We start from the raw sequence: 24,905 nt of genomic DNA, 5'->3' as shown, positions 1-24,905 counted from the left end.
GCGTGATCGCGGTTGCGGCGCCGCCGGACGTCCGGGAGCTGTTCTTCGACGCCGAGGCGTGGGCGGCGCTGCGCCGGTTGGGGGAGGTGCGGCTGCCGGCCGACGGCGACGACGTGGGCGACGAGGCCACACTGGCCGGGTTGCTCGGCGACGCCCAGGTGGTCGTCACCGGATGGGGGTGCGCGCCGCTGTCGGCGGCGGTGCTCGCCGCCGCGCCCCGGCTGCGGCTGCTCGCGCACACCGGGGCCAGCGTCAAGCCGTTCGTCACGGCCGAGAGCTTCGCCCGCGGAGTACGCGTCACGCAGGCCGGTGACGCGATGGCGTACGCGGTGGGGGAGCAGGCCCTCGCGCTCACCCTCGCCCTGCTGCACGGGCTGCACCGCTTCGACCACGCACTGCGGACCGGGGCCGACTGGGCGACCGCGAAGGCCGCGCCACCCCGGCGGGAGCTGCGGGGGGCGACGGTCGGGGTGGTCGGGGCGTCCCGCACCGGTCGCGCGTACGTCGGCCTGGTGCGGGCGCTCGGGGCGCGGGTGCTGGTGGCCGATCCCTACCTGTCCGACACCGAGGCCGCGCGGCTCGGGGTCGAGCGGGTCGACCTCGACGCCCTGCTCGCCCGCAGTTCGGTGGTGTCCCTGCACGCGCCCGTGCTGCCGGAGACCCTCGGGATGATCGGCGCGCGCGAGCTGGCCCTGCTGCCCGGCGGCGCGCTGCTGGTCAACACCGCCCGCTCGGCGCTGGTGGACGAGGCCGCGCTGCTGGCCGCGCTGCGCTCGGGGCGGATCGGCGCCGCGTTGGACGTGTTCGACGTCGAGCCGCTTCCGGTCGACCATCCGTTCCGGCGGCTGCCGAATGTCCTGCTGACCCCGCACGAGGCGGCGGGGACGGTCGAGTCGCGGCGGCGGGCCGCCACGATCGTCGTCGCCGAGATCGACCGGTTCCTGCGAGGGCAGCCGTTGCGGCACGAGGTGCGGGCGGAGCAGCTCGACCGGACCGGTTGACCGGGGGTTGACCTGCGCTGGCGTGACGAAAGGCCGGGTGAGTAGCCTCTGCGCTCATGCGCATCGCACTCGCCGGCCTGGCCACCAGTCACCCCTACGCCGACGCCCGCGCCCTGCGTGACGACGCGGAGCTGGTGGTGTGGGAGCCCGATCCGCAGCGGCTGGCACGGTTCCGGGCCGAGCAGCCGGACGCGGCGGTGGTGCCGGATCTGGCCGCGCTGCTGGCGACCGGCCCGGACGGTGTGGTCCTCACCGTGCCCACGTCGGACGTGTCGGAGGCGTTGGCCCAGGTGCTGGAGCGCAAGCTGCCCTGTTTCGTCAACAAGCCGGCCGCCGCGACCGCCGGGCAGTTGGAGCGGTTGGAGCGCGTCGTGGCGCGCTCCCCGGAGCTGGTGCTCTCCTCCTCGGTGCTGCGTTTCGCGCCGGAGTTCGTGGCGTTCGACGTGCCGCGCGAGGAGGTGCTGTCGGTCCGCGCCACCGTCCGGCACGACGTCGGTCTCTGGGCCACCGGCTACAACCCCTGGCAGGACGACCCGGCGGTGGGCGGCGGCACGCTGGTCATGATGGGCCTGCACGGGGTGGAGCTGCTGGTCGCGCTGCTCGGGCCGGCGGTGCGGCTGGTCGCGGCCGCCGGCACCGTGCGCCGGCACCGGGGGCTGCGCTCGGAGGACACCGGGCTACTCGCCGTGCAGTGGGCCGACGGGGTGCCCGGCACGGTGGAGGTGCTTGGGGTCAGCCAGGACGAGGCGTACGAGGTGACGGTGCACACTGCGGCCGGCGAGCACCGGGTCGTGCTGCGTGGCGGCACCGACGAACTGGGCTACCGCGCCACCATCGACGCGTTCCTGAGCATGGTCCGGGGTGCGCCGAGCCCGGTGCCGTGGGCGCAGACCCGCGCGGTGCTGGACATCCTCGCCGCGGCACGCGCCTCGGCCTGACCCGCTCGGTCCGTCCCGGGCCGACCCCGGTACCGACACCTTGACGCCTCTCCGACCGGAGGTTACGGTCATGACCGTTACTTCGGAAGGGGCTTTGTGGCATGCGTACGGTGGCGGAACTGGAGGAGCGGCTCTCGCGCCCGCGGGACGTCCTGGTGGACGACCTGCGCAAGCTCGACGGCGACATCCTGATCGTCGGGGCGGGGGGCAAGCTGGGGCCGAGCCTCGTCCGGCTCGCGCTGCGCGGGGTCGCGGCGGCGGGCACCGGAGCCAGGGTCGTCGCCGTGTCCCGCTTCTCCGAGGCGGGGCTGGCCGACGCGCTGCGCGACGAGGGCGCGGTGGTGGTCGAGGCGGACGTCACCGACGACGCCGCGCTGGCCGCGCTCCCCGACGCGGCCAACGTGGTCTTCCTGGTCGGCGCCAAGTTCGGCACCTCCGGCCGGGAGCACGCCACCTGGGCCACCAACACCTTCCTGCCGGGCCGGGTCGCGCAGCGCTTCGCCGGGTCCCGGCTGGTGGCGCTGAGCACCGGCAACGTCTACCCGCTGGTTCCGGTGACCGCCGGCGGCTGCGTCGAGCAGACCCCGGTGCAGCCGGTCGGCGAGTACGCGATGTCCTGCCTGGGCCGGGAACGGATCCTCACCCACTTCGCGCTGCGCGACGACACCCCGCTGGCCCTGATCCGGCTCAACTACGCCGTCGAGATGCGCTACGGCGTCCTCGTCGACATCGCCCGAGCCGTGCACGCCGGCGAGTCCGTGGACCTCACCATGGGCCACGCCAACATCGTCTGGCAGGGCTACGCCAACGAGGTCACCCTGCGCGCCCTGCACCACACACGGACACCGCCGTTCGTGTTGAACCTGACCGGGCCGGAGCTGATCTCGGTCCGTCAGGTCGCCACCGCGCTCGCCGCCCGGCTGGACCGTGAGCCGGTCTTCACCGGCACCGAGGCACCGACCGCACTGCTGTCCAACGCCCAGCTCTGCCACCGGCTCTTCGGCTACCCGGACGTGCCGGTCGCCGAGCTGATCGACCTGACAGCGGACTGGGTCGCCAACGGGCAGCCCCTGCTCGGCAAGCCGACCGGATTCCAGCGCCGCGACGGCAACTTCTAGGAGAGACCGTGTTGACCGCATCGAGCACCCGCCAGACCTCGGCCCTGGCCCGGTTCCAGAGTGGCTGCGTCATCCCCGCCCATCCGCTGGCCCTCGACGCCGACCGCAAGCTCGACGAGCGCCGGCAGCGGGCACTGACCCGCTACTACCTCGCCTCCGGCGCGGGCGGCATCGCCGTCGGGGTTCACACCACCCAGTTCGCCATCCACGATCCGGCGGTCGGGCTGCTCGCCCCGGTGCTGGAGCTCGCCGCCGAGACCGCGGCCGGCTCGGACGCCATCCTGGTCGCGGGCGCCTGCGGGGACACCGCCCAGGCGGTCGCCGAGGCGGAGCTCGCCGCCTCGCTCGGCTACCACATGGTGCTGCTGTCGCCGTACGCGCCGCTGGACGAGGAAGCCCTCGTCGAGCGGGCCCGGGCGGTCGGCGAGGTGCTGCCGGTGATCGGCTTCTACCTGCAACCGGCCGTCGGCGGCCGGGAGCTGTCCCGGGGCTTCTGGGCGCGGCTCGCCGCGCTGGAGTGCGTGGTCGGGATCAAGGTGGCGCCCTTCGACCGCTACCGCACCCTGGACGTGCTGCACGGGGTGTGCGCCGCCGGCCGCAACGGCGACGTGGCCCTGTACACCGGCAACGACGACCACATCCTCGCCGACCTCGTGGCACCGCACCGGGTCATCGTGGACGGTCGGGTGGTCGAGGTCGAGTTCGTCGGCGGGCTGCTCGGCCAGTGGGCGGTGTGGGCGGGCACCGCGGTGACGCTGCTGGACGAGGCCCGGCGGGCGCGGGCGGGCGACGACGCCGCGCTGCGCAGGCTGCTCACCCTCGACGGCCACCTGACCGACGCCAACGCGGCCATCTTCGACTCCGCCAACGGCTACCACGGCTGCATTCCGGGCATCCACGAGGTGCTGCGCCGGCAGGGTCTGCTGGCCGGCCGGTGGTGCCTGGACCCGGCGGAGGAGCTCTCGCCCGGACAGATGGCGGAACTGGACCGGGTGCACCGGGCCTACCCGCACCTGCGCGACGACGACTTCGTCGCCGAGCACCTGGACGAGTGGCTGGCCTGACGGTCACCGAGGTGTCCGGTCCGCGCCCACGGGTGCGGACCGGACACGCGTCACAGGGTCAGGCGGTAGAGGGTCAGCGGGCGCCCGCTGGTGCCGGAGGCGAGGATGCCGGTCCGCTCGGCCAGGCCGGCCAGCTCCAGGCGGTGCAGCATGCGTCGGGCCGTGCGCTGCTGCACCCGGAGCTGGTCGGCGACCTCGCGGCTGGTCAGCGGCTCGTCGCCGACCGCCGCCCGCACCTCCCGCAACCGCAGCAGGGTCGGCACCGACAGGCCGACACGCTGGGCGATGACACCCAGACTCACCTCCGCCGGCTGCGGGGGCGGCGTGGTCGACTCGAGCACGATGTCGGTCTCGCCGCGCAGCGACAGCACGGCCGTCGTCGGGCCGACCCGGCGCGCCCGGCTCAGCGCGCGGCGGGCCAGGTTCTCCGCCTCCGCGGCGCTCCGTCCCAGCCCGAAGCCGATCTGCACCGTCTCGTGCCGGTCGGCGAGGCGGCGCAGCATCGGCAGCGCGGTGAACCCGCCGGTCGCGTCGTGCAGCGGGCCGCGGGTGGTGACGATGAGGTACGTGTCGGGGGCGAACCGCGCGAGGGTGCCGCCGAGCCCGGCCACCTCCCGGAGCAGCCCCTCGTCGCCGTCGGACAGGCTGGCCAGCCCGAGCGCGATCTGCGCGTCCTCCTGGGCCTGGCTGCCGACCTGCAGCAGGAGCTGGCGCAGCGCGGTGCGCACCGAGTGGTTCGACGGGGCGAGGCGGAACGCCGGCATCTCGTGGCGCAACACCTCGTACACCGAGCTGATACAGGTGACGGCGACGTCCGCGCCCGCCTTGCGTTGCCGGCGGTGGAACGCGACCACGTCGTCGGAGCTGAGGCCGCTGCGGTACGGCAGCGACCGGACCCCGTCCACCGGCAGGCCCGCCTCGCCGAAGGTGGCGGTGATGTCGGCGCTGGCGACGGTGTCGATCGAGATCCGGGTGACGTCGCGCCCGTCACGCAGCAGCCGCACGGCGGCCTGCAGCAGGGTCGCCCCGGTGTAGTCGACGAAGGCCGCCGGGCGGTTCAGGGCGTTCGCCTCCCGGGCGAGGGTGTACGGCACGACCCCGGTGAAGAGCCACGCCTCCACCTGGCCGGCGTGCGCCGTCACGATCTCCGGGGCCTGCGACTCGTGGTCGTAGTGCAGCCGCCGGGCGCTGACGCCGGGCTGCTCCTCGCAGGTGGCGGCCACGTCGTCGACCAGGTCGTGCGGACCGACCACCCCGATGTCGATGGTCACCGCTGCCTCCTGTCGGGGTTGCATTGTTCGCAGCACAAGATTACGGTCGGGACCGCTATTACTGTAGCCCTGGGAGGGTGCGTGTCGTTCCCCAGCATGGCCGACGCCACGGGCCGGACGATCGGCGCGGAGGAGTTGGCCGCGGTCAGCCGGGTGCTCCAGTCGGGCATGCTCAGCTCGGTCTGGGGCACCGAGGTCCGCGCCCTGGAGCGGGAGATGGCCGACCGCCATGGAGTGTCGCACGCCGTGGCCGCCAGCTCGGGGACCGCAGCCCTGCACCTGGCCGTCGCGGCCGTCGCGCCGGACCCCGGCGACGAGATCATCACGTCTCCGATCAGCGACTTCGGCACGGTCGCGCCCATTCTCGCGCAGAACGCCGTGCCGGTGTTCGCCGACGTCGATCCGTACACCGGCAATCTGGATCCCGCGGCCGTCGCCGCCGCGATCGGGCCGCGCACCCGGGCGATCCTCGCGGTGCACCTGTTCGGCGCCGCCGCCGACCTGCGCGCGGTCGCCGACGAGGCCGGCGTGCCGCTGATCGAGGACTGCGCCCAGGCGTGGCTCACCCGCTACCCGGACGGCACCCTCGCCGGCACGGCCGGCGCGATCGGTTGCTTCAGCCTCCAGCAGTGGAAGCACATCACGTGCGGCGACGGCGGCCTCGCCATCACCGACGACCCGGTGCTGGCCCGGCGGATGCGGCTCTTCGCCGACAAGGGCTGGCCGCGTGACGAGGCTCGCCGGCACGTCGGTCTCGGTCTGAACTACCGGATGACCGAACTGGCCGGCGCGGTCGCCCGCGCCCAACTGACGAAGCTGCCCGGGGTCCTCGCAGACCGGCGGCGCACCGCCCGGCGGCTGGCGGCCGCGCTGGCCGACCTGCCCGGCCTGCACCTGCCGACGGACGGCGACGCGCACGCGTGGTGGCTGTTCCCGATCGTGCTCGACCCGCCGCTGACCAACCACGAGGTGGCCGGCAAGCTGGCCGCCGCCGGGATCCCCGCCCGCGCCGGCTACCTCGACCAGCCGCTGCACTGCGCCCCGGCGCTGACCGAGGCCCCCGTCTACGGCACCTCCCGCTTCCCGCTCACCGTGCCGCCCGCCGACCGGCTGCCGGCCTACGGACCCGGCGCCTTCCCGGTCACCGAGCGGCTCATCTCGCAGACCCTGCTGGTGATCGACTGGAACGAGCGGTACACCGACGCGCACGTCGACGAGATCGCCGAGGCCGTGCGGGCGGCGGTGGGGGCGTGATCGCGTCGGTCGCCGCCGCGCTGCGTGACCGGCTGCGCTGGCGGCTGGTCGCCGCCACCGCCACCCCGATGGACGCGGGCCGGGCGGTCGACGCCGGGGTGCTCGACCGCTACCTGCGGGGGCTGGTCGCCGACGGCGCGGACGCCCTCGCCGTGTGCGCCCACACCGGCCGCGGCCCCTACCTCGACGCGGAGACCCGCGATCTGGTCACCCGGCACGCCGTCGACACGGGGGTGCCGGTGATCGTCGGTGTGGGCGGCCGGCCGGGGGAGCACACCGACGACGTCGCCGCGCAGGCCGCCCGTGCGGCCGCCCACGGCGCGGCCGGCGTACTGGTCTTCCCCGTCGACGGTGACGCGGTCGCCCACCACGACGCCGTCTGGCGGGCCGCGGGCCTGCCGATGCTCGCCTTCGACCTGTACACCCGGCCCTACCCCGCGTCGGCGCTTCCCGCCCTGCTGGCACACCCCGGCGTCGCCGGGATCAAGGTGGCCCGGCTGCACGACGCGCTCGCCTGCCAGGCAGCCCTCGCGGCGGCGCACCGGGCCGACCGGCTCGCGGTCACCGGCGAGGACCGGATGTTCGGGCCGTCGCTGATGTGGGGCGCCCAGAGCGCACTGGTCGGCATCGCCGCCGCCGCCGTGCCGGTCACCGCCGCGGTCCTGCGCGCGTACGCCGACGGCAGGCACGACGACTTCGTCGCCGCCTCCGCCCGGCTGGACCGGCTCGCCGAGGTCACCTTCACCGACCCGATGGAGGGGTACGTGCAGCGCATGCTCTGGATCGCCGCCGCGGAGGGGCGCGTCCCGGCCACTCACGCGGGCGACCCGTACGGCCCGGCGCTGCCCGACGGCGACCGGGACCGGGTGCTGGACGTGGCGGGGTACCGGTGACCGGCAACCCGTTCGTGGCCGGTGACCTGCCGCCGGTCACTTTCGACATCGACGTGCTCGTCGGCCGGTACGCCGACCGACCGGGCCCCTCCGGCGACCCGCGGGACGTCGCCACCATCCTCAGTGCGAACGGCATCGCGCGGGCGGCGGTCGCGAGCCTGCGCGCCGCGCTGTTCGACGTGCCCAGCGGAAATGACGAGGCCGCCGACCTGGCCGGTCCCACCGTGCTGCCGGTCGGCGCGCTCGACCTGCGCGACCCGCTGGGCGCCGAGCGGGAGGTCGTCCGGCTCGCCGAGCGCGGCTTCCGGGCCGTGCGGTTCTTCCCCGACGAGCAGCGCGTCGAGCCGGACTTCCCGTCCGTGCGGCAGGTCGCCCGCCGCGCCACCGAGGCCGGCCTGGTGATCCTGACCGGCGGGGACGTCCGCCGGTTCTGGCGGCCGCTGCGCGGCGCGACCGTGGTCTTTCTCGACACGCACTTCTACCATCTGGGCGACTTCGTGGTGGCGGCCCGCGACGAGCCCGGCTTCCACACCTCCACCCGGCTGCTCAACTCGCCCGACGCGGTGGAGACCGTCGCCGCGCAGGTCGGCGTCGAGCGCCTGCTCTACGGCTCCCGTACCCCGTTCTACGAGCCGGTGGTACCCCGGCTGCGGCTGGCCCGTGGCGGCCTCGGGCCGGCCGAGGTCGCCGCCGTGGCAGGCGGCAACGCCCGGCGGATCCTGGAGGGCCAGGCGTGATCATCGACGTGCACGCCCACTGGGGGCCCTGGTTCTTCAGCATGGAGGTCGGGGCGGTCGCCACCAACCTCGCGGTGATGGACCGCTACGGCATCGACCTCGCCGTCGTCTCCGCCACCGAGGCGGTCATCTACGACGTCGCCGCGGGCAACCGGGCGATGGGCCGGGTGCTGGAGACCAGCGACCGGCTGCTCGGCTACCTGACGATCAACCCGCGCCGGCTCGACGACGCCGAACGGGACCTGCGCGAACTGCTCCCGACCGGCCGGTTCGTCGGCGTGAAGATCCACACTGACTACACCGGCTCCCCGGCGACATCCCCGCAGGCGCGGGCCGCGCTCGAACTGGTCGCCGCGCATGACCTGCCCGCCCTCGTACACACCTGGGATGCGACGCCGCTCGACCTTGCCCAGGCCGTCGCGGACATCCCCGGGCTGCGCGTGATCGCCGGGCACATGGGCGCGAACGGGTGGCGGCACGCGATCGAGGCGGCGAACGCGGTCGACCGGCTCTGGCTGGAACCGTGCTTCTCCCACACCGAGGCCGGCCGGTTCGCCGCGGTGGCCGCGGCGGTGAACCCGCAGCGGCTTCTCTTCGGCACCGACGCCACGCTGATCGACCCGGCCGCGGCCTTCGGGGCGGTGCTCGCCGCCGATCTCGACGCGGAGCTGGCCGAGCGGGTGGCCTGGCGCAACGCCGCCGACCTGTTCCGCCTCGACCTGCCCTGACGCCGTTCCCGGCGCCCCTGGCAGCACCACCGCCAGCGCGTCGGGCATCGTCCGCCTAGTCCGGCATGATCGATTCATCCCCGGTCAGGCCGGCGTACTGGTTGGGTTGCTCGGTCAGGATGGTGCACCCGTTGTTGGTGGCGGCGAGCAGCGCGCTCGCCGTGTCCAGTCGGGCGACGGTGCGGTGCGTGTCGGCGAGGGCCCTCCAGCTGAGCGGGTCAACGGTGAGCACCGCCGCGGCGGGATGGTTGACCAGCAGTTCAAGCCGGTCGGTGTCGGCGACCGACCTGGACGCTTCCGCCAGGCACGTCACGGGTAGCCCGAACAGGTAGCCCTCCTCGGCCACCTGGGCGATCGTCTCGCCGACGGTGGTCGATCCCTTCATGAACGCGAGGATCGCCGACGTGTCGAGGACGACCCGGACCGGCAGGTCGGGGACCGGGCGTCTGCGGGCCGGCCGGTCCGGGCGCGCGGCCTCAACGGATGAGCCCTGCCCGGGTTTCCGTTGTCCCGGAGTGCGCCACATGGGGTAGGCGGTGGTGCCGTCCGGGAGCGTGAACGGTTCGTGGGAGACGTAGCCGTGCCGGGCGTACAGGTCCCGGTCGGTGACGGTTGTCGCCTCCGTGTACGTGGGCAGCAGCGCCTGGCCCATTCGGGCGGTGCTCGCGGCGAGCAGGGCGGTGGCGCGCCTGACGCGATGGCCGTTCGAGGTCACCGCGAAGAACGCCAGGTGGTTGTGAGGTCGGGCGGGTCGGTGGGTGCGCAGGACATCGTCGAGAAGGAGGAAGCGGTCGACGTAGTCACCGCAGGCGGCGGCGAGCCGCTCGCCGTACCCGCGCGCCGGTCGTATGGGACCGTACCGGTGGAGCCACACGGCGGCAGCGGACCGATCCTGCAGGAGGTAGGCCTCCCCGAACAGGAGAGCGTGCTCGGTCCAGACGCGGATGACGGAGCTGAGCACGTGGCGTCGACGACGTTCGTCGGGTACGAGCCACTCACTGATGCGGCTGCCGACGAAGGGGGCGGCGACCAGTTCGACGATGTCGGGGATGTCTGCCCAGCGGGCGCGGCAGACGGGCAGGGTGTTGTTCACAAGTTCTCCCGATGGCAGATGCGGCTGGTTGGGTGTCGGCGGTCGTTGTCGGGGCGGTGCGTGCTCAGGCTGCGACCGGGTCCGGCGTGGCCGTGGCGCCCGGGGGCTGGCCGTGCATGCCGGATCGGGGCCGCTGGTGAAAGCGGTGATGGCTGCGGGAGTGAGGTGGCCGCTCATCGTGGCCATGGCCATCCGGCCGGATGAAGCAGGCAGGAAGCACGCGCAACCGCCGCACCATCCACACCCGACCTCGTGGCCGTCCGCCTTCACGGGCGCGAGGGCTGCTCAGGCGGGTCTGGGGTCCGGTTGAGGCGATCGACCCACGAGCTTGTCGCAGCCACCGACGGAGCAGCCCACAAGCTCCAGGTCCGGGGCCCACGAGGGCAGCGACCCCTCGGCGGGGATGCCTGCCACGACGGCTGCGGATCCACTACCCGCTCTGCTGGCAGGAGCGCCAGGAGCCGATCCGGGGCTGCGGACCGGGTCACCCGGCCACGGCACATGCGTCCTCTCGACAGCCTTGGCTGACCGCTTCTGCTGACCTGCCGTGTCGGATGCCCGTGCCGGTGACGGGTATTGCGGAGAGACCCCGAGGCTCGGTGGGACGGGGCGGGCGATCGCGGCGGACGTGCCGACGGCCGGCGCGTCATCAGCGGGTGCCGGAGCGACGTCGACCGGATCGGCGGGAGGAGCGGACGGCGCAGCGGGCGGACCGATGACCGGCTGAACCAGGCCGAGCACCGGGGCCAGGGTCGACGGCAGAACGTCAACGACCGGCTCAACCACCGGTCGGACAACCCTGCCGACCGGCTCCAGCAGGCCTGTCTCGGAAATCTCCTCGACGACCGGCGACGGGACGCCCACGACCGGACGCGCCACGGAGGCGGCGGCCTCGACGACCGCGTCCACGCCCGGGGCTTGGGCTGCCCCCACCACGTGCCGCGCCGGAACGCGCCTGCTCGACGCCCGCTCACCCGTAGGCACTCGGACCGTCAGCTCCACGCCCGCCCGCCGCTGATCCACGCGTACGACGACCAGCTCGATGCGAGCTCGTTTGTCCTTGTCGGCCGAACGAGATGGTGGGTGCGGCGCACAGAGCAGGGAGCCGCCGGAGGCGGCTCCGTCAGCGTTGAGCAGGTCGCCGAGGGCACAGGACCGAGCCGGCTCGACGGCTTGAGCCCCGTCGTCCACGACCGCTTCGCGAAGGCCCCAGAAGCCGAACACGCCACCAACCAGGAGAACGCCCCGCAGCGTCCACCGAGCCAGTCCGCCTCGACACAACAACGGGGCACCTCCGCAGGGAAACCGAATGTTCACATCAGGCCTTCGATTGTGCCGTGCGTGACCGCCCAGACACCCTTCGACACACGGGAGAAATCAACGCTCGCCGAAGTATCGACAGAGGAGGTGGTGTCTCGGGCGGTGGCGGTTCGGGCGATGGTGTCCCTCGTCGGTGATCCCGGGTGGGGATCCCATGCTCCCTAACGGAGAAGGGGGCCGGTGCCCTAATCCGGGGGAGCAGGTTGCGGGCTCATCCCCGATGCCCGACGACCATCCCCCGCCATACGGTCGCTGTGGACATCAGACCTCGCCTACTTTCGAGGAGCACCCGTACATGGATTCGTACCAGACCGTGCACGCGAGTTCGGACCAGAGCGTGCAGGCGGATTCGCAGCATTCCCTGGATGTGGACTCGCAGCAGACGCTGCACGCGGAGGGGCACGCGACGCTGCAGGACTTCGTGCTGAACCTGCTCACCGACCCCGTCGCGAGGACGGCATTCGACCTGGACTCGGACGGCGTGCTGTCCGCGGCGGGGCTGAGTGGTGTCACGGCCGCTGACGTTCAGGACCTGATTCCGCTGGTGCTCGACCACGCCTCGGCGTACGGGCTGGCGACGGTGGCCCCGGCCACCGGCCAGCTTGGGCTGGACCCGCTGGTCGGCGACGGCATGGACGTGGTTGGGCAGGTGCAGCACGTGCCGCAGCAGACCAGCGTCAGCGGCTCCTACGGCGGGATCGACGTCACCGCCGGCGCTCTGGGCGCCATCGCCGTGGATCCGGGCAGTGCCGCCGCTGGAGCCTACGTGCTGCCGGGTATCGGAGTGGGCGTCGGGCCCGAGGGCCTGGCCACCGACCTGACCGGGGTGCACGACGTCGCGCACACTCTCGACGCCGATGTCGTCGGCGCCGTGGACGCCGCCGCCGACCCGGCCGTCGGTGACGTCGCCGGCGTCATCGGCAACCCCGGCACGGTCCTGGACGCCACCGACTCGGGGCTGCTCGGCATCCCCGACGGCCTGCTCGGCGGCCCGCTCTCCGGCACGCACGGCCAGGTCGAGGGCGTCGTCGGTGCCCTCGGTGTCGACGACACTCTCGGTGGGCTGGGCCTCGGCGACGGCACCGGCGGCGTGGTTCCGTCGGTCGACGTGCCCTCGACCGTCGGCGGCGTCACCGGCCAGGTCGACGGCGTCGTCTCCGACGTTACCGGCACCGTCGGCGTGACCGGCGCCGTCACGGGCGGCGTCGGCGTCACCGGCGGCGGCGCTGAGGTGCACGGCGAGGCGTCCGCCGCCCCGGGTGTCGCGGGACTCACCGACGGTCTGTTCTGACCGAACCACGGGTGCGAGGCCGGACCGCGGTGCGCGGTCCGGCCTCGCACCCGGTCATCCGTCGGTCGCGCTGGGCGTGGAAGGACACCGCCGCACCGAGCCACGGCTGCGAGCTGGCCCTCGGCCACTGATATCCCTCAACGCATCTGGTACGTTACTCGGCGTGATCGGTGAGGATTCCGACCACTCGGTTTCGCATGCGCGCCCGGTGGATCCGGCAGGTACGCGGGACGAGGTCAGCGACGCCTGGGTGCTGGCCGTCGCCGATTCGGCGCGGCTTGACCGTCGAGAGCGGCTGCACGTGTGGTTGACGACCGAGGCCATGTTGGAGGGCGCCACCACGCCGGCAGCCAGCCAGGAGATGTTCGGCCCAGACGATGCGGAAGGCCGCCCGGCTGTGGCCGTCGCCTGGTTCGAGCCGTCCGTCGTCGCACTGGCGGAGACCCTGACCGGGACGCAGTGTGAAGCGCACGTCGAGTCGGCGATCATGCTGGGCCTGCCTCGGTGGGAAGCGCTGACATCGCCGTCCGAGGTGGCAACCTGGTACGTGCGGCCGCACCCGATGGGCCTGGCCCTGCACGACCCGACGGGGCACACCTTCGCCAGAGGCGTCGCGGAGGTACCCGCGACATGGACGACGGCCGCGAGGGCACACGGCTGGGTGGTCGCCGTCTACGGCGTCGGTCGTGAGAGGCGCACACCGCGAGACGCGCCACTCGCCAGCTCGTTACCCGATCGCCTGACGCTCGCCCGGCAGGACGGAACGATCGCCGCGGCCCGCGTCCCGCTGCGCGGCTGACACGGCGACGTCGGCGTGGGCACGCACTGATGGCCGCGCTCGCCGACCCGCTCGCGTCCGACGGCCTCGTCCTCCGCTGGGAGGTGAAGCCCGGAGAACCTGGCGGCACCGCGTGCGGCACCGTGCGGGAACTCCTCGACGTCCGGTCGCGTCTTATCGTCATGAACGTTCGTCGAAGCGGGCGCTTGGCGATCCTGTCGCTACTGTTGCTGCTCTCCACGGCCTGCGGTCAGCAGGGCGGCGTCATCGGCGCCGGACACTCCGATCCTCCGGTGGTGTCCCACCCCGCTGACGCTCTGGTGTTCCGGTTGGACCAGATCGGCGGGTTCGTGACGCCGTCCATGGTCGCCACACGCCTTCCCTCGATCAGCGTCTACGGCGACGGACGGGTGATCATCCAGGGACCGGTCACCCTGGTCCATCCTGGCCCGGCGCTACCGAATCTCCAGGTGGGCACGATCAGCGCCGCGGACATCGAGGACTTGATCATGTCGGCCCGCGCAGTCGGTGTGGGTAGCACGGTGGATTTCGGCACGCCGCCGGTCGCCGACGCGTCCGTGACCCGGCTCACCGTGCTCGGTGAGAACGGAATCGACCAGCTCGAGGTCTACGCGCTCGCCGAGGCGGCCGGCACCGAGTCGGGCCTGACCGCCGGCCAGCGGGCGGCACGGGGCAAGCTGCGAGGGTTCGTCGAGTCGCTGACCAACGGGTCGGGTCCGCTCGCAGGAGTGCAGGGTGGGGGTTCACAACCGTACGTGCCGACCGCCGTCGCGGCCGTCGCCGAGCCGTGGGTCGCCGCCGGCGAGGCCGGCGAGCAGCCCGAGATGCCCTGGCCGGGGCCGGAGCTGCCCGGCGGCGACGTTGGCAGGGGTCTCGGGATGGGCTGTGTGACGGTCACGGGCGACGCGGCGCAGACACTGCTCACGGCAGGCGCCCAGGCCAACTCTGCGACCCCGTGGACCTCGGGCGGCCGGCGCTGGACGGTCACTCTGCGGCCGCTGCTACCCGACGAGACGGACTGCCGCGACCTCACGACCAACCGCTGACTCCGACCGAGAAGAACGTCGCCCTGGGCGCACATCCGGTGGCGCGCTGTGGTGCCGGCCCGCTGGGCCTGTCACCGCACCGATCAGGACGGAATAAGCCATATGCGACGGCTGATCGGCAGTGCCTAGGCAGGATGTACCGAGAGAGTGCGACCAAGGACCAACTGTTCCGGACGGGCGCGGCCGGACGCCTGACCCCAGCAGGAACACGCCGCGCCGCACGGTGCCTGGCGGCTGCCCTCGGGGTGGGGGTCAGCCGCAGCCGCGGATCCAGGTCCAGCCGACGAACCAGTGCCGCGCGGTAACGCCCAGCTCGCACGCGGCGGCCTCGTCGTCGGTCAGCACCACGCCGAGGTGGTGGGTGTTGTGGTACCACGTGCCGGTCACGTCGAAGATGCCGCGGTAGCCGAATTCGGCGTGCTGCTCAAGGCGGGCCGTGGGGCATGGCCGATCGCAGCCGCCCGCCTGCCAGGACTGCGCCGGATACCAGCCGCCGCCCCAGGGCTCACGGTTCCAGTCGGTGTCCACGCTGGTGTCCACCCGGCTGATCCGGCCGTCGGCGGTGCTCCATGTGTGCGTGGCGTAGAGCGCGTTCATCAGGATGCCGCAGCAGTCGTACATCTGCGACCACACCCGCAACCGGCGGTCGCCGTTCCTCTCCCGCGTCGACGGCGCGGGCACCAACCGGACGGCACCGGCGTGCACGGCGCAGTTCTCGTCCACCGTGATGGCCTGCTGCGTGGTCATCCCGTCGGGAGGAGCCGGCAGCCTCGCGTCCAGGCGGACGTCCGCGCAGACCCGGTCGGTCGTAGCCGGGGCCTCGGGCGCCGCGGTCGCGGTCGGCGGGCCGTACCCGATGATCGCGATTCCGACCAGGACGACAGCCATCACGACGAGCCGCTTCCGCATCTGCACCCTTCCCGCACACGAACGGACGGACGAACAGTATGCCCGCGTATACGGACATGTCAGTCCACAAGAGACGAGAGTGGCCGACCTCACGACACCTGCTGGGTCGGTTCGCCGACAGTCGCTGCCGCGGCCGTCCGGGCGGGACCCCGCCCGGTTGCCCGCCCCGGAGTGGCGCGTCACGCTAACCGGGGCGGTTCACATCATGCTCTCGACCGCCCGGCCCATGCGGGTGACGGCGTCGGTGAGGATCTCTGGCGAGGTGGCGAAGTTGAGGCGTACGAAGCCGGCCCCGCCGGTGCCGAAGACGTGCCCGGAGCTGAGCGCGACCCGCGCGCGGTCGAGGAACACCTTCGCGGGCCCGGCGACGTCGCTGGCGACGCCGGGTTGGCCGTCCGGCTGCTCGGTGTCGATGCCCAGCGCCGTGCAGTCCAGCCAGGCGAGGTAGGTGCCCTCGGGATGGTGGTACCGGACGGCCGGCACGTGCTTCGCCAGCAGCGCCGCCAGCAACGTGCGGTTGGTGTCGAGGCCGTCGAGGAGGAGGTCGAGCCACTGTCCGCCGGCGCGGAACGCGGCGGTGTGCGCGATGACGCCCAGGTGGCTGGGCCCGTGGCTGACCTCTTCCGGCATCCGGCTCAGGTCGGCGGCGGCCTGCGGCCCGGCGACCGCGAGCGCCGCCTTGAGGCCGGCGAGGTTCCACGCCTTCGAGGCGGAGATCAGGGCGAACGCGTTCTCGGCGCCGGCCACCGTGAGGTACGGGGTGAAGTGCGCCCCGGGGAGCACCAGAGGGGCGTGGATCTCGTCGGAGATCACCCGCAGGCCGTGCCGGCCGGCCAGTTCGGCGACGGCCTCGAGCTCGTCTCGGCGGTGGACGACCCCGGTCGGGTTGTGCGGGTTGCACATCAGGAACGCCGGCCGCCGGCCGTACTGCCGCGCGCGGCGGAAGGCCTCATCGAGAGCGGCGAGGTCCATGCGCAGGTCGGGCCCGAGCGGGGCCTCGATCACGTGCCGGTCGGCGTGGCTGACGAAGGCGTAGAAGGGCGGGTAGACGGGGGAGCAGACCACCACCGCGTCTCCGGGGTCCGTCACGAGCCGGAGCACCTCGACGATGCCCATCATCACGTCGGGTACGACGGTGGTGCGGTCGACGCGGAAGCTGTTCCAGCCCCACCGCTGGGCGGCGAAGTCGCCGAGCGCCTCGGCGTACGCCGTGCCGTACGCGTATCCGGTGTCGCCGAGGTCGATCGCGCCGCGGAGCGCGTCGGCCACGGCGGGGGCGAGGGACACGTCCATCTCCGCCACCCAGAGGGGAAGCACGTCGGGCGGGTGCATGCGCCACTTCACGCTGGTGCGCTGCCGGAGTTCGGGCAGCGTCAGCCGGGTGAGCGGATTCCGTGCGGGCGAGCCGCCGGCGGAGGGGACAGGGCCTGCCATGCCGCCCACCCTAGTCAGGCCCTACCGTCAGCCGTCGATCCGGCTGATGTTGCGGATCTTGTTGACGCGTCCAGAGCGGCGACCTTGTACACCTCAGCCAGCGTGGGATAGATGTACCGCCCAGGAAGGACGTGACGCATCCGGCCGGCGGCCGTCGAAGCCGGCGTCGGACCGGCAGGGCGGACGGGCCCCGGTCACGTCCTCCGTGACCGGGGCCCGTCGGGTCAGGCGAGGTCGAACCGGTCCAGGTTCATGACCTTGACCCACGCCGCGACGAAGTCCTGGACGAACTTCTCCTGCCCGTCGCCACTGGCGTAGACCTCCGCGATGGCGCGGAGCTGGGAGTTCGCGCCGAAGAGCAGGTCCACGGCGGTGGCGGTCCACGTGACCTCACCCGTGGCGCGATCCCGACCCTCGAACACGTTCTCGGCCGACGTGGACGCCTTCCACTCCGTGCGCAGGTCGAGCAGGTTCACGAAGAAGTCGTTCGTCAGCGTCCCGGGCCGGTCCGTGAAGACGCCGTGTGGGGCCTGCCCCACGTTGGCGTTCAGAGCCCGCATCCCGCCGAGCAGGACCGTCATCTCGGGAGCGGTCAGCCGCAGGAGGTTGGCCCGGTCCAGTAGCAGGGTCTCCGGCGGCAGCTTCTCCCCGGGTCGCAGGTAGTTGCGGAACCCGTCCGCCGTCGGCTCGAGCACGGCGAACGACTCCATATCGGTCTGCTCCTGTGAGGCGTCCGTACGCCCCGGTGCGAACGGGACCGTGACGTCGTGCCCGGCATTCTTCGCCGCTTGCTCGACGGCCGCGCAGCCGCCCAGGACGATCAGGTCGGCGAGCGAGACCTTCTTCCCGCCGGACTGCGAGTCGTTGAACCCCTGCTGGATCTCCTCCAGTTTCCGCAGCACCGTCGCGAGCTCGGCCGGGTCGTTGACCGCCCAGTTCCGCTGCGGCTCGAGGCGGATCCGTGCCCCGTTGGCGCCGCCGCGGCTGTCGGTGCCGCGGAAGCTCGCCGCCGACGCCCAGGCAGTCAGGGCCAGCTGCGAGATGGACAGCCCCGAGGCGAGGAGTTCGGCCTTGAGGGCGGCGATGTCCGCGTCCCCGATCAGCTCGTGATCCACCGGCGGGACCGGGTCCTGCCACAGCTGCGGCTCGGGCACCCACGGGCCGAGGTAGCGCGAGACGGGGCCCATGTCGCGGTGCAGCAGCTTGTACCACGCCTTGGCGAACGCCTCCGCGAACTGGTCCGGGTTCTCCAGGAAACGCCGCGAGATCTGCTCGTACGTCGGATCGGCGCGCAGCGCGAGGTCGGTCGTCGCCATCATCGGGGCGTGCCGGATCGAGGGATCGTGGGCGTCAGGCACGGCATCCGCCCCGGCGCCGTCCTTCGGCTTCCACTGCTTCGCGCCGGCAGGGCTCTCGGTCAGCTCCCACTCGAAGCCGAACAGGGTCTCGAAGAAGCTGTTGTCCCACGTGATCGGGGTGGGCGTCCACGCACCCTCGAGCCCACTGGTGATCGTGTCCCGGCCCTTGCCGCTGCCGAAGGTGTTCCGCCAGCCGAGGCCCTGATGGTCGACGGGGCATCCCTCGGGCTCGGGACCGACGTACTCGGCGGAGGCGGCACCGTGGGTCTTCCCGAACGTGTGGCCCCCGGCGATGAGCGCGACCGTCTCCTCGTCGTTCATCGCCATCCGGCGGAACGTCTCCCGGATGTCCCGGGCGGAGGCCAGCGGATCCGGGGTGCCGTTGGGCCCCTCCGGGTTCACGTAGATCAGCCCCATCTGCACGGCGCCGAGAGGGCCGGCGAGTTGCCGGTCGCCGCTGTAGCGCTCGTCACCGAGCCACGTGTCCTCGGGTCCCCAGAAGATCTCCTCGGGCTCCCAGATGTCCTCGCGTCCGAAGCCGAAGCCGAACGTCTTGAACCCCATCGACTCCAGGGCACAGTTTCCGGCGAAGACCAGGAGGTCCGCCCAGGAGATCTTCCGCCCGTACTTCTGCTTCACCGGCCAGAGGAGTCGGCGTGCCTTGTCGAGGTTGGCGTTGTCGGGCCAGCTGTTGAGCGGGGCGAAGCGCTGAGCGCCGTCGCCGCCACCGCCGCGGCCGTCCTCGATGCGGTACGTGCCGGCGGCGTGCCAGGTCATCCGGATGAACAACGGTCCGTAGTGGCCGTAGTCGGCCGGCCACCAGTCCTGCGACGTCGTCATCACCTCGAAGATGTCCCGCTTCAGCGCGTCGACGTCGAGGGTCTGGAACTCCTCCGCGTAGTCGAAGGCCTCGCCCATCGGGTTGGCCCGGGGTGAGTGCTGATGGAGAACCTGCAGGTTCAGCTGATTCGGCCACCAGTCCTGGTTGGCCCTGGGCCGCCGGGTCGGCTTGGGAGTCGGGGAGGGGATTGCCGGGTTTTCGCTCTCGCTGCCGTGCTCAGGCACGTCGGTCCTTCTCCTGTCGTCTCGTTCGGTCAACTTGTTGCCGAGGCCGGATCACACTCGGGACACGTTCCCCAGTAGGTCACCTCGGCCTCGTCGATCGAGAAGCCCTGGTTGTCGGACGCGGTCAGGCAGGGCGTCTCACCGACGGCGCAGTCGACGTCGGCAATGGCACCGCACGACCGGCACACGACGTGGTGGTGGTTGTCCCCGACTCGCGACTCGTAGCGGGCCACCGAGCCGGAAGGCTGGATGCGTCGCACCAGCCCCGCGGCGGTCAGCGCGTGCAGCACGTCGTACACGGCCTGGTGGGACACCTCGGGAAGGTCCCTCCGCACGGCACCGAAGATGGAGACGGTGTCGGCGTGCGGATGCGCGTGTACGGCGGTCAGCACCGCCAGCCGTGGACGGGTCACGCGCAGCGCGGCGCCGCGTAGCATGCGCTCGAAGTCCGCCGTCGTGCCCACGATGCGCAGTATGCACCACCTTTCTCTTGAATGCATCAAGAATCGGGCGGCGCGCGACGACAGGGCGGAAGGTCGGTCAGTCCCGGTGCGGTCCCGCGATCTCGCCCGAGCCTCGGGGGATCAGCCGGGTCGGCACCAGATGGGTCGTCGGCTGCCACTGCTCCCCGTCGAGGCGCCGGAAGATCAGGGAGGCCGCGACCCGGCCCATCTCGGACGGATTCTGGGCGACGACGGTGACGCCCGGCTGGAGCAGATCGGCGAGGGGGAAGTCGTCGAAGCCGACGAGGGCGACCTCTTGCTGCCGGCCGAGTCGCTGCAGCGCCCGGATGGCGCCGATGGTCACGAGGTTCTGCGAGGTGAACAGGGCGGTGGGCGGGGATTCGCGGGTCAGCAGCCGGCGGGCGGCCTCCTCGGACTCGCGTTCGGTGTGCAGGTCGTGGACGATGTTCGCCGCCGACGGCCGGATGCCGTGGTCGCTGAGCGCCTCCTTGAAACCCCGGAACCGCTGGCGGGCGGTGGAGATGGTCTGCAGGTCGCCCAGGTAGGCGATGTCCCGGTGGCCGTGCCGGACCAGGTGGTGGACGGCGGCAGCGGCGCCCTCGTGGTTGTCGGCGAGGACGGCGTCGACGGGCAGCCCGACCGGGGGACGGTCGACGAACACCACCGGGGTGCCGGCGTTGACCTCGCCCATCAGGTAGCTCTGGTTGTCGCTCGCCGGCACCACCACCAGGGCGTCGGCCTGCCGCATGGTGAAGGCCCGGATCAGCTCGCGCTCCCGCTCCGGGCTCTCGTCGACGCTCCCGGCGAAGATCAGCACCTCCCGTTCCCGCGCCGCGTCCTCCAGCGCCCGGTGCAGAGCCGAGGAGAAGGGGTTGGCCAGGTCCTCGAGGACGGCGGCGATCGCCGCGCTGCGGCCGCCGGCGCGCCGCAGGCTGCTGGCGGTGAAGTTCGGCCGGTAGTCGAGCTGCGTGATCGCCCGCTGCACGGCGGTGATCTTCGACGGCGAGACCCCCGGCTCGCCGTTGACCACCCGCGAGGCCGTCTTCGTGCTCACGCCGGCGAGCAGGGCGACGTCCCGCAGCGTGGGTCGGGCCCGGGCGACCGTCGAACCGGAAACCGCACCGTCCATGAGCGCTCCTAGCGGAGACGACGCCGGGGACCGCGGTACCTGGCCGCGGCCCCCGGACTGTTGATGATCGGAACCCAGGCTATCGCCACACCGACCGCAGCGGACGGACGGTGAGCGACCGCACCAGCACCTCGCCGCCCTCGGCGAAGAGCCGGGTCCGGTCGCTGTCCGGCGCGGGGAAGATCTGGTCGGTGATGGTGGTCTGACCCGCCCCGCCGAACACCTCGACGGAGGAGCGGTCCACGTAGATCGTCATGCGTACCCGGTCGCCGTCGACCGAGAGCGGGCCGGAGTGCACGCCGGGGAAGTGCGGGCTGAACCCGACCTCGCCGGACCGGGTCCGGTCGACGTAGAGGCGCCGCGCGGCGGCGTCGTACCCGATCACGGTCCGCTCGCCGTCGCCGCCGCGGACGTGCAGGCCGAACCGGTCGGCGTCGCGCAGCTCGAACTCGGCCTCGATCTCCAGCACGGTCCCGTCGGCCGCCGCCGGCAGGTCCCGCACGCCGGGCCCGACGACGGCGTCGCGCAGGGTGTACGCCCCCCCGGCCCCGCGGAGCCCGCGGACCTGGCTGACCGGTCGCTGGACCAGCCGTACCTCCCCGTCGATCGTGGCGAGCCCGAACTCCCGGGGCAGCGCCATCGCGCCGCGCCAGGGGGAGGTGGGGATGGCGTCGGCGTACTGCCAGTTGTTCAGCCAGCCGATGAGCACCCGCTCGCCGCCGGGCACCCCGTTGTACGAGACGGCGGCGTAGTAGTCCTTGCCGTGGTCGACCCAGTCGTAGCGTTCCAGTTCGCTCCGGGCCGGCCGGTCGGCAAACATGACGTGGTCGACGAGGATGTGGCCCCAGCCGCCGGAGTTGAAGTCGTTGATCTCCAGGCGGGCCCGCCGGCCGGCCAGCTCGCGGACGTCCCACGCGACCCAGTCGAGGCGCTCGCTGTCCTTGCCGGTGGCGGTGCGCACCACCTCGCCGTCGACGACCAGGTTGACCGCGGTCTCCACCGACCGGGGCAGCACCGGTTCGTCGGTCGCGATCAGGTGGTCGACCAGGAGGTGCCCCCAGCCGCCGGTGTTCTCGTCGACGATGCGCAGCTGCGCGTTGCGGCCGCGATACTCGGCCACGTCCCAGCTGCGCCAGTTCACGAAGCCGGAGAAGTTCCCGGTGCCGGTGCCGACCACCTCGCCGTCGACCAGCAGCTCCACCACCGTCCGCGCGCCCGCGCCGACGTGACCGCCGGCGCCGACGAGCACGCTGAGGTGGTCCCGGTCGATCGGGAACGCCGGCGAGGTGAGGGTACCGGTCGTCGTGTCGGCCTCGTAGAACGTGGTGAGCAGCTTGTCGCCCACGTGCCCGCGCTCGGACCGGGCCGGCCCCACGACCGGCGTCCGGCCGCGCAGCCCGCCGGTGGCCGTCCAGCCCGCCTCCTCGTACGTCCGGCCGTCGGGCAGCTCGAAGTCGAGCACCGTCTCGGCGCCCTCGGGCACGAACTCGGTGGTCGTGCCCGGCAGGTGCGGGTGCGCGCCACCGCCGACGAGGAGGTTCACGAAGTCCCGGTCGAGCGTGAACTCGGGGGAGACCAGGCGCCCCTTCGGCGTGTCGAAGCCGAGGAAGCTGTTCACCAGCGACCGGCCGCGGAAGCCGCTGACCAGTTGCTGGCCGGGGACCGTGCCGGGGTAGGGGGCGGCGCCGAAGGGCCCGGGCCCGAGCGTCGGGTCGTTCTCGACCGTCCAGCCGGCGTAGTCGCCCTCGAAGTCGGCGAAGAGCGTCCCGGCCGGGGGCTCCGGCTCGCCGGTCACCACGTTGTCGGCGGTGAAGGTGGTGCCGTCCCAGTCACCGACGAAGTACTGCGCGCCCGAACCGCCGGCCACCGCCCCCGGGTTCAGGTTGACCACCAGCACCCACTTGGTGCGCCGCGGATCGCCGTCGACCGGCAGCTCGAACAGATCCGGCACCTCCCAGACCCCGCCGGTGGCGTTGGCCGGGCCGAAGTCGCTCAGGTGGGTCCACGACTTCAGGTCGTCGGAGCGGTAGAAGCGCACCTTGTGCTCGGTGGCCAGCACGATCGCCATGACCCAGTAGCCGGCTTCGGCGTCCCAGAAGACCTTCGGGTCGCGGAACTCCCGGGAGCCGAGGTCGAGCACCGGGTTTCCGGCGTACGCCGTCCAGGTCCGGCCGCGGTCGGTGCTGTAGGCGAGTGACTGGGCCTGGATGCCGGTCGCCGGGTACGCGCTGGTGTAGACGGCGACCATCGCCGGCGCGCCGGGGCGGCCGAAGCCGGAGGTGTTCCGCTCGTCGACGACGATCGACCCGGAGAAGATGTGCTCGTCGGCCGAGTAGGGGAGCGCCACAAGCAGCTCCTCCCAGTGGAACAGGTCGCGGCTGACCGCGTGGCCCCACGACATGTTGCCCCACTGCGCGCCCTCGGGGTTGTACTGGTAGAAGAGGTGCCACTCGCCCTGGTACCAGACCAGTCCGTTCGGGTCGTTCATCCAGTTGCGCTCGGGACTGAAGTGGATCTGCGGGCGGTACGGCTCGTCCCTCGTGCCGGCGGTGGCACCGCCGGCGGTGGCGCCGGGCATCGCCGCCACCACGGCCGCGGCGGCGCACGCGGCCAGCCATCGTCGGATCCTCATCCACATCCTCCGTCCGTCGTGGACGCCGGCCGTGCGGCCGGCGGCGGGCGCCCGGCGCGCCCTGGACACCGGTCCGTGGCGGGGCACCGGGTGGGGCGATCCTGCGGGCCTTCTGACATCGATGTCAACAGCTCCGGTACGACTACGCGCAGCTTCTGGAAAACTCTTCTTCATCCCATTGACATCCTCGGGTACGTGACTGGAAACTGCGCTGACATCGTTGTCATCACTCCTCCCCGCGCCGGATGCCGGGGAAGGTTCCGAGGGAGAAGACATGATCCAGCGCATTGGCCGTGGCCGTACGGCGCTGCTGCTCGCCGCCGTAACGGCGAGCAGCATGGTCGTCAGCGGATGCGGCGGCTCCGGCGACGAAGGCTCCGGCGACGGCGACTCGACCGTCGCCGTCTCGCTGATCACCAAGAACTCCACGAACCCGTTCTTCGTGACCATGCAGCAGGGAGCGAAGAAGGCCGCGGACGTCGAGGGTGTGAAGCTCACCGTCGCCGCCGGCAAGGAGGACGGCGACGAGGCCGGCCAGGTGCAGGCCATCGAGGACGCGATCGCCCGGGGCGACGAGGGAATCCTCATCACCCCGAACGGTCCCGGTGTGAACCCCGCCATCAAGAAGGCGCGCGACGCCGGCCTCTACGTGATCGCCCTGGACACCCCGCCCGACCCGGCCGACACCGTGGACATCACGTTCGCCACCGACAACTTCAAGGCGGGTGAGCTCGTCGGCAAGTGGACGGCGGCCCAGCTCGGCGGCAAGCCGGCGACCATCGCGCTGCTGGACCTGTTCAACGACAAGGTCGTCTCGGTCGACTACAACCGGGACCAGGGCTTCCTGACCGGGATGGGCATCGACACCGCCGACAAGAAGAAGAACGGCGACGAGGCGAAGAACGGCAACTACTCCGGCGGCACCTACACCATCGCCTGCAACGAGCCGACCCAGGGCGCCGAGGACGGCGGTCGCACCGCCATGGAGAACTGCCTGACCAGGAACCCCGACATCAACGTCGTCTACACCATCAACGAGCCGGCCGCGGTCGGCGCGTACAAGGCGCTGCAGGCGGCGGGCAAGACCCAGGGCGTCCTGGTCGTCTCCATCGACGGTGGCTGCGACGGGGTACGGCAGGTGAAGGACGGGGTCATCGGCGCCACCTCGCAGCAGTACCCGCTGAAGATGGCCGAACTCGGCGTGCAGGCCATCAAGAAGATCGCCAACGACGGCGAGAAGCCGCAGGTCACCGGCGGCCTCGACTTCTTCGACACCGGCGTCACCCTGGTCACCGACAAGCCGGCCACCGGGGTCGAGAGCATCACCAGCGCCGACGCCACCGGGCGCTGCTGGGGCTGAG

20 protein-coding genes are annotated in these 24,905 nt (G+C 72.5%); 12 read left to right on the top strand and 8 right to left on the bottom strand.

Annotated elements, in window-relative coordinates:
* Window positions 1-2 precede the first annotated feature (2 nt).
* From ACTMS0_RS15655 to ACTMS0_RS15640, 4 genes are all read left to right on the top strand, one after another.
* Window positions 3-1,001 (top strand): hydroxyacid dehydrogenase, encoded by a 999-nt coding sequence (locus ACTMS0_RS15655; RefSeq protein WP_441155903.1) that lies wholly within the window; start codon window positions 3-5, stop codon window positions 999-1,001.
* A gap of 56 nt (window positions 1,002-1,057) precedes the next feature.
* Window positions 1,058-1,939, top strand: a complete 882-nt coding sequence (locus ACTMS0_RS15650; RefSeq protein WP_441155902.1) for a Gfo/Idh/MocA family protein — start codon at window positions 1,058-1,060, stop codon at window positions 1,937-1,939.
* A 101-nt stretch (window positions 1,940-2,040) separates the two neighbouring features.
* Window positions 2,041-3,057, top strand: coding sequence for an NAD-dependent epimerase/dehydratase family protein (locus ACTMS0_RS15645; RefSeq protein ID WP_441155901.1), 1,017 nt, complete (start codon window positions 2,041-2,043; stop codon window positions 3,055-3,057).
* A gap of 11 nt (window positions 3,058-3,068) precedes the next feature.
* The gene (locus ACTMS0_RS15640) at window positions 3,069-4,121 is read left to right on the top strand and encodes a dihydrodipicolinate synthase family protein (RefSeq protein ID WP_441155900.1); all 1,053 of its coding nucleotides are present in this window, start codon (window positions 3,069-3,071) and stop codon (window positions 4,119-4,121) included.
* 50 nt (window positions 4,122-4,171) lie between these two features.
* Here ACTMS0_RS15640 and ACTMS0_RS15635 read toward each other — a convergent pair whose 3' ends face one another.
* Window positions 4,172-5,392 (bottom strand): hypothetical protein, encoded by a 1,221-nt coding sequence (locus ACTMS0_RS15635; RefSeq protein ID WP_441155899.1) that lies wholly within the window; start codon window positions 5,390-5,392, stop codon window positions 4,172-4,174.
* 81 nt (window positions 5,393-5,473) lie between these two features.
* Here ACTMS0_RS15635 and ACTMS0_RS15630 point away from each other — a divergent pair, with 81 nt between their 5' ends.
* From ACTMS0_RS15630 to ACTMS0_RS15615, 4 genes are read left to right on the top strand one after another with little or no spacing between them, the layout of a single operon-like run.
* Window positions 5,474-6,646: a DegT/DnrJ/EryC1/StrS family aminotransferase gene (locus tag ACTMS0_RS15630; RefSeq protein ID WP_441155898.1), complete on the top strand. Its 1,173-nt coding sequence runs from the start codon at window positions 5,474-5,476 to the stop codon at window positions 6,644-6,646.
* Window positions 6,643-7,539 (top strand): dihydrodipicolinate synthase family protein, encoded by an 897-nt coding sequence (locus ACTMS0_RS15625; protein ID WP_441155897.1) that lies wholly within the window; start codon window positions 6,643-6,645, stop codon window positions 7,537-7,539. The genes ACTMS0_RS15630 and ACTMS0_RS15625 overlap by 4 nt, the downstream gene beginning before the upstream one ends.
* Window positions 7,536-8,276 carry an amidohydrolase family protein gene (locus ACTMS0_RS15620; protein WP_441155896.1) on the top strand — a complete coding sequence of 247 codons (741 nt, stop codon included), beginning with the start codon at window positions 7,536-7,538 and terminating at the stop codon, window positions 8,274-8,276. Before ACTMS0_RS15625 ends, ACTMS0_RS15620 begins: the two co-directional genes overlap by 4 nt.
* A complete protein-coding gene (locus ACTMS0_RS15615) occupies window positions 8,273-9,004 on the top strand; it encodes an amidohydrolase family protein (RefSeq protein WP_441155895.1) in 732 nt (243 codons plus the stop codon). The genes ACTMS0_RS15620 and ACTMS0_RS15615 overlap by 4 nt, the downstream gene beginning before the upstream one ends.
* 55 nt (window positions 9,005-9,059) lie before the next feature.
* On the opposite strand, the gene ACTMS0_RS15610 is transcribed toward ACTMS0_RS15615, so the two are convergent.
* Entirely contained in the window at window positions 9,060-10,097 is a 1,038-nt protein-coding gene (locus ACTMS0_RS15610; protein WP_441155894.1) for a hypothetical protein, read from the bottom strand.
* 1,615 nt (window positions 10,098-11,712) lie between these two features.
* Here ACTMS0_RS15610 and ACTMS0_RS15605 point away from each other — a divergent pair.
* The 3 genes from ACTMS0_RS15605 to ACTMS0_RS15595 all read left to right on the top strand — a co-directional run bounded on the left by ACTMS0_RS15605 (window position 11,713) and on the right by ACTMS0_RS15595 (window position 14,553).
* Window positions 11,713-12,708: an IniB N-terminal domain-containing protein gene (locus ACTMS0_RS15605; protein ID WP_441155893.1), complete on the top strand. Its 996-nt coding sequence runs from the start codon at window positions 11,713-11,715 to the stop codon at window positions 12,706-12,708.
* Window positions 12,709-12,871: 163 nt separating this feature from the next.
* Window positions 12,872-13,507 (top strand): hypothetical protein, encoded by a 636-nt coding sequence (locus ACTMS0_RS15600; RefSeq protein ID WP_441155892.1) that lies wholly within the window; start codon window positions 12,872-12,874, stop codon window positions 13,505-13,507.
* A gap of 161 nt (window positions 13,508-13,668) precedes the next feature.
* Window positions 13,669-14,553 (top strand): hypothetical protein, encoded by an 885-nt coding sequence (locus tag ACTMS0_RS15595; RefSeq protein WP_441155891.1) that lies wholly within the window; start codon window positions 13,669-13,671, stop codon window positions 14,551-14,553.
* 252 nt (window positions 14,554-14,805) lie between these two features.
* Here the strand turns inward: ACTMS0_RS15595 and ACTMS0_RS15590 are convergent, their stop codons facing one another.
* The 6 genes from ACTMS0_RS15590 to ACTMS0_RS15565 form a co-directional block, all read right to left on the bottom strand.
* Window positions 14,806-15,462, bottom strand: coding sequence for a hypothetical protein (locus tag ACTMS0_RS15590; protein ID WP_441155890.1), 657 nt, complete (start codon window positions 15,460-15,462; stop codon window positions 14,806-14,808).
* A gap of 198 nt (window positions 15,463-15,660) precedes the next feature.
* Window positions 15,661-16,896 (bottom strand): MalY/PatB family protein, encoded by a 1,236-nt coding sequence (locus ACTMS0_RS15585; protein ID WP_441155889.1) that lies wholly within the window; start codon window positions 16,894-16,896, stop codon window positions 15,661-15,663.
* A 224-nt stretch (window positions 16,897-17,120) separates the two neighbouring features.
* On the bottom strand, window positions 17,121-19,352 hold the full coding sequence (gene katG, locus ACTMS0_RS15580; protein ID WP_441155888.1) for a catalase/peroxidase HPI: 2,232 nt from the start codon (window positions 19,350-19,352) through the stop codon (window positions 17,121-17,123).
* Complete coding sequence (locus tag ACTMS0_RS15575) at window positions 19,349-19,756, bottom strand: Fur family transcriptional regulator (protein WP_441155930.1); 408 nt, start codon at window positions 19,754-19,756, stop codon at window positions 19,349-19,351. Before ACTMS0_RS15575 ends, katG begins: the two co-directional genes overlap by 4 nt.
* A gap of 103 nt (window positions 19,757-19,859) precedes the next feature.
* The gene (locus ACTMS0_RS15570; RefSeq protein ID WP_441155887.1) at window positions 19,860-20,912 is read right to left on the bottom strand and encodes a LacI family DNA-binding transcriptional regulator; all 1,053 of its coding nucleotides are present in this window, start codon (window positions 20,910-20,912) and stop codon (window positions 19,860-19,862) included.
* A gap of 79 nt (window positions 20,913-20,991) precedes the next feature.
* Window positions 20,992-23,544, bottom strand: a complete 2,553-nt coding sequence (locus tag ACTMS0_RS15565) for a GH32 C-terminal domain-containing protein (protein WP_441155886.1) — start codon at window positions 23,542-23,544, stop codon at window positions 20,992-20,994.
* A 274-nt stretch (window positions 23,545-23,818) separates the two neighbouring features.
* Here ACTMS0_RS15565 and ACTMS0_RS15560 point away from each other — a divergent pair, with 274 nt between their 5' ends.
* On the top strand, window positions 23,819-24,904 hold the full coding sequence (locus ACTMS0_RS15560) for a substrate-binding domain-containing protein (protein ID WP_441155885.1): 1,086 nt from the start codon (window positions 23,819-23,821) through the stop codon (window positions 24,902-24,904).
* Window position 24,905 lies beyond the last annotated feature (1 nt).

The sequence above is a fragment of the Micromonospora sp. H33 genome, from assembly GCF_052068455.1.
Lineage (GTDB): Bacteria > Actinomycetota > Actinomycetes > Mycobacteriales > Micromonosporaceae > Micromonospora.
Note: the sequence above shows the minus strand (reverse complement) of the source record. Positions and strands in the feature narration are given on the sequence as shown.

Bases quoted from the DNA above. Each gene is read 5' to 3' on its own strand.
- ACTMS0_RS15650 (WP_441155902.1), top strand. From the start codon at position 1,058: ATGCGCATCGCACTCGCCGGCCTGGCCACCAGTCACCCCTACGCCGAC.
- ACTMS0_RS15645 (WP_441155901.1), top strand. From the start codon at position 2,041: ATGCGTACGGTGGCGGAACTGGAGGAGCGGCTCTCGCGCCCGCGGGAC.
- ACTMS0_RS15605 (WP_441155893.1), top strand. From the start codon at position 11,713: ATGGATTCGTACCAGACCGTGCACGCGAGTTCGGACCAGAGCGTGCAG.
- ACTMS0_RS15595 (WP_441155891.1), top strand. From the start codon at position 13,669: ATGAACGTTCGTCGAAGCGGGCGCTTGGCGATCCTGTCGCTACTGTTG.
- ACTMS0_RS15590 (WP_441155890.1), bottom strand. From the start codon at position 15,462: ATGCGGAAGCGGCTCGTCGTGATGGCTGTCGTCCTGGTCGGAATCGCG.
- ACTMS0_RS15585 (WP_441155889.1), bottom strand. From the start codon at position 16,896: ATGGCAGGCCCTGTCCCCTCCGCCGGCGGCTCGCCCGCACGGAATCCG.
- ACTMS0_RS15575 (WP_441155930.1), bottom strand. From the start codon at position 19,756: ATGCTACGCGGCGCCGCGCTGCGCGTGACCCGTCCACGGCTGGCGGTG.
- ACTMS0_RS15570 (WP_441155887.1), bottom strand. From the start codon at position 20,912: ATGGACGGTGCGGTTTCCGGTTCGACGGTCGCCCGGGCCCGACCCACG.
- ACTMS0_RS15565 (WP_441155886.1), bottom strand. From the start codon at position 23,544: ATGAGGATCCGACGATGGCTGGCCGCGTGCGCCGCCGCGGCCGTGGTG.
- ACTMS0_RS15560 (WP_441155885.1), top strand. From the start codon at position 23,819: ATGATCCAGCGCATTGGCCGTGGCCGTACGGCGCTGCTGCTCGCCGCC.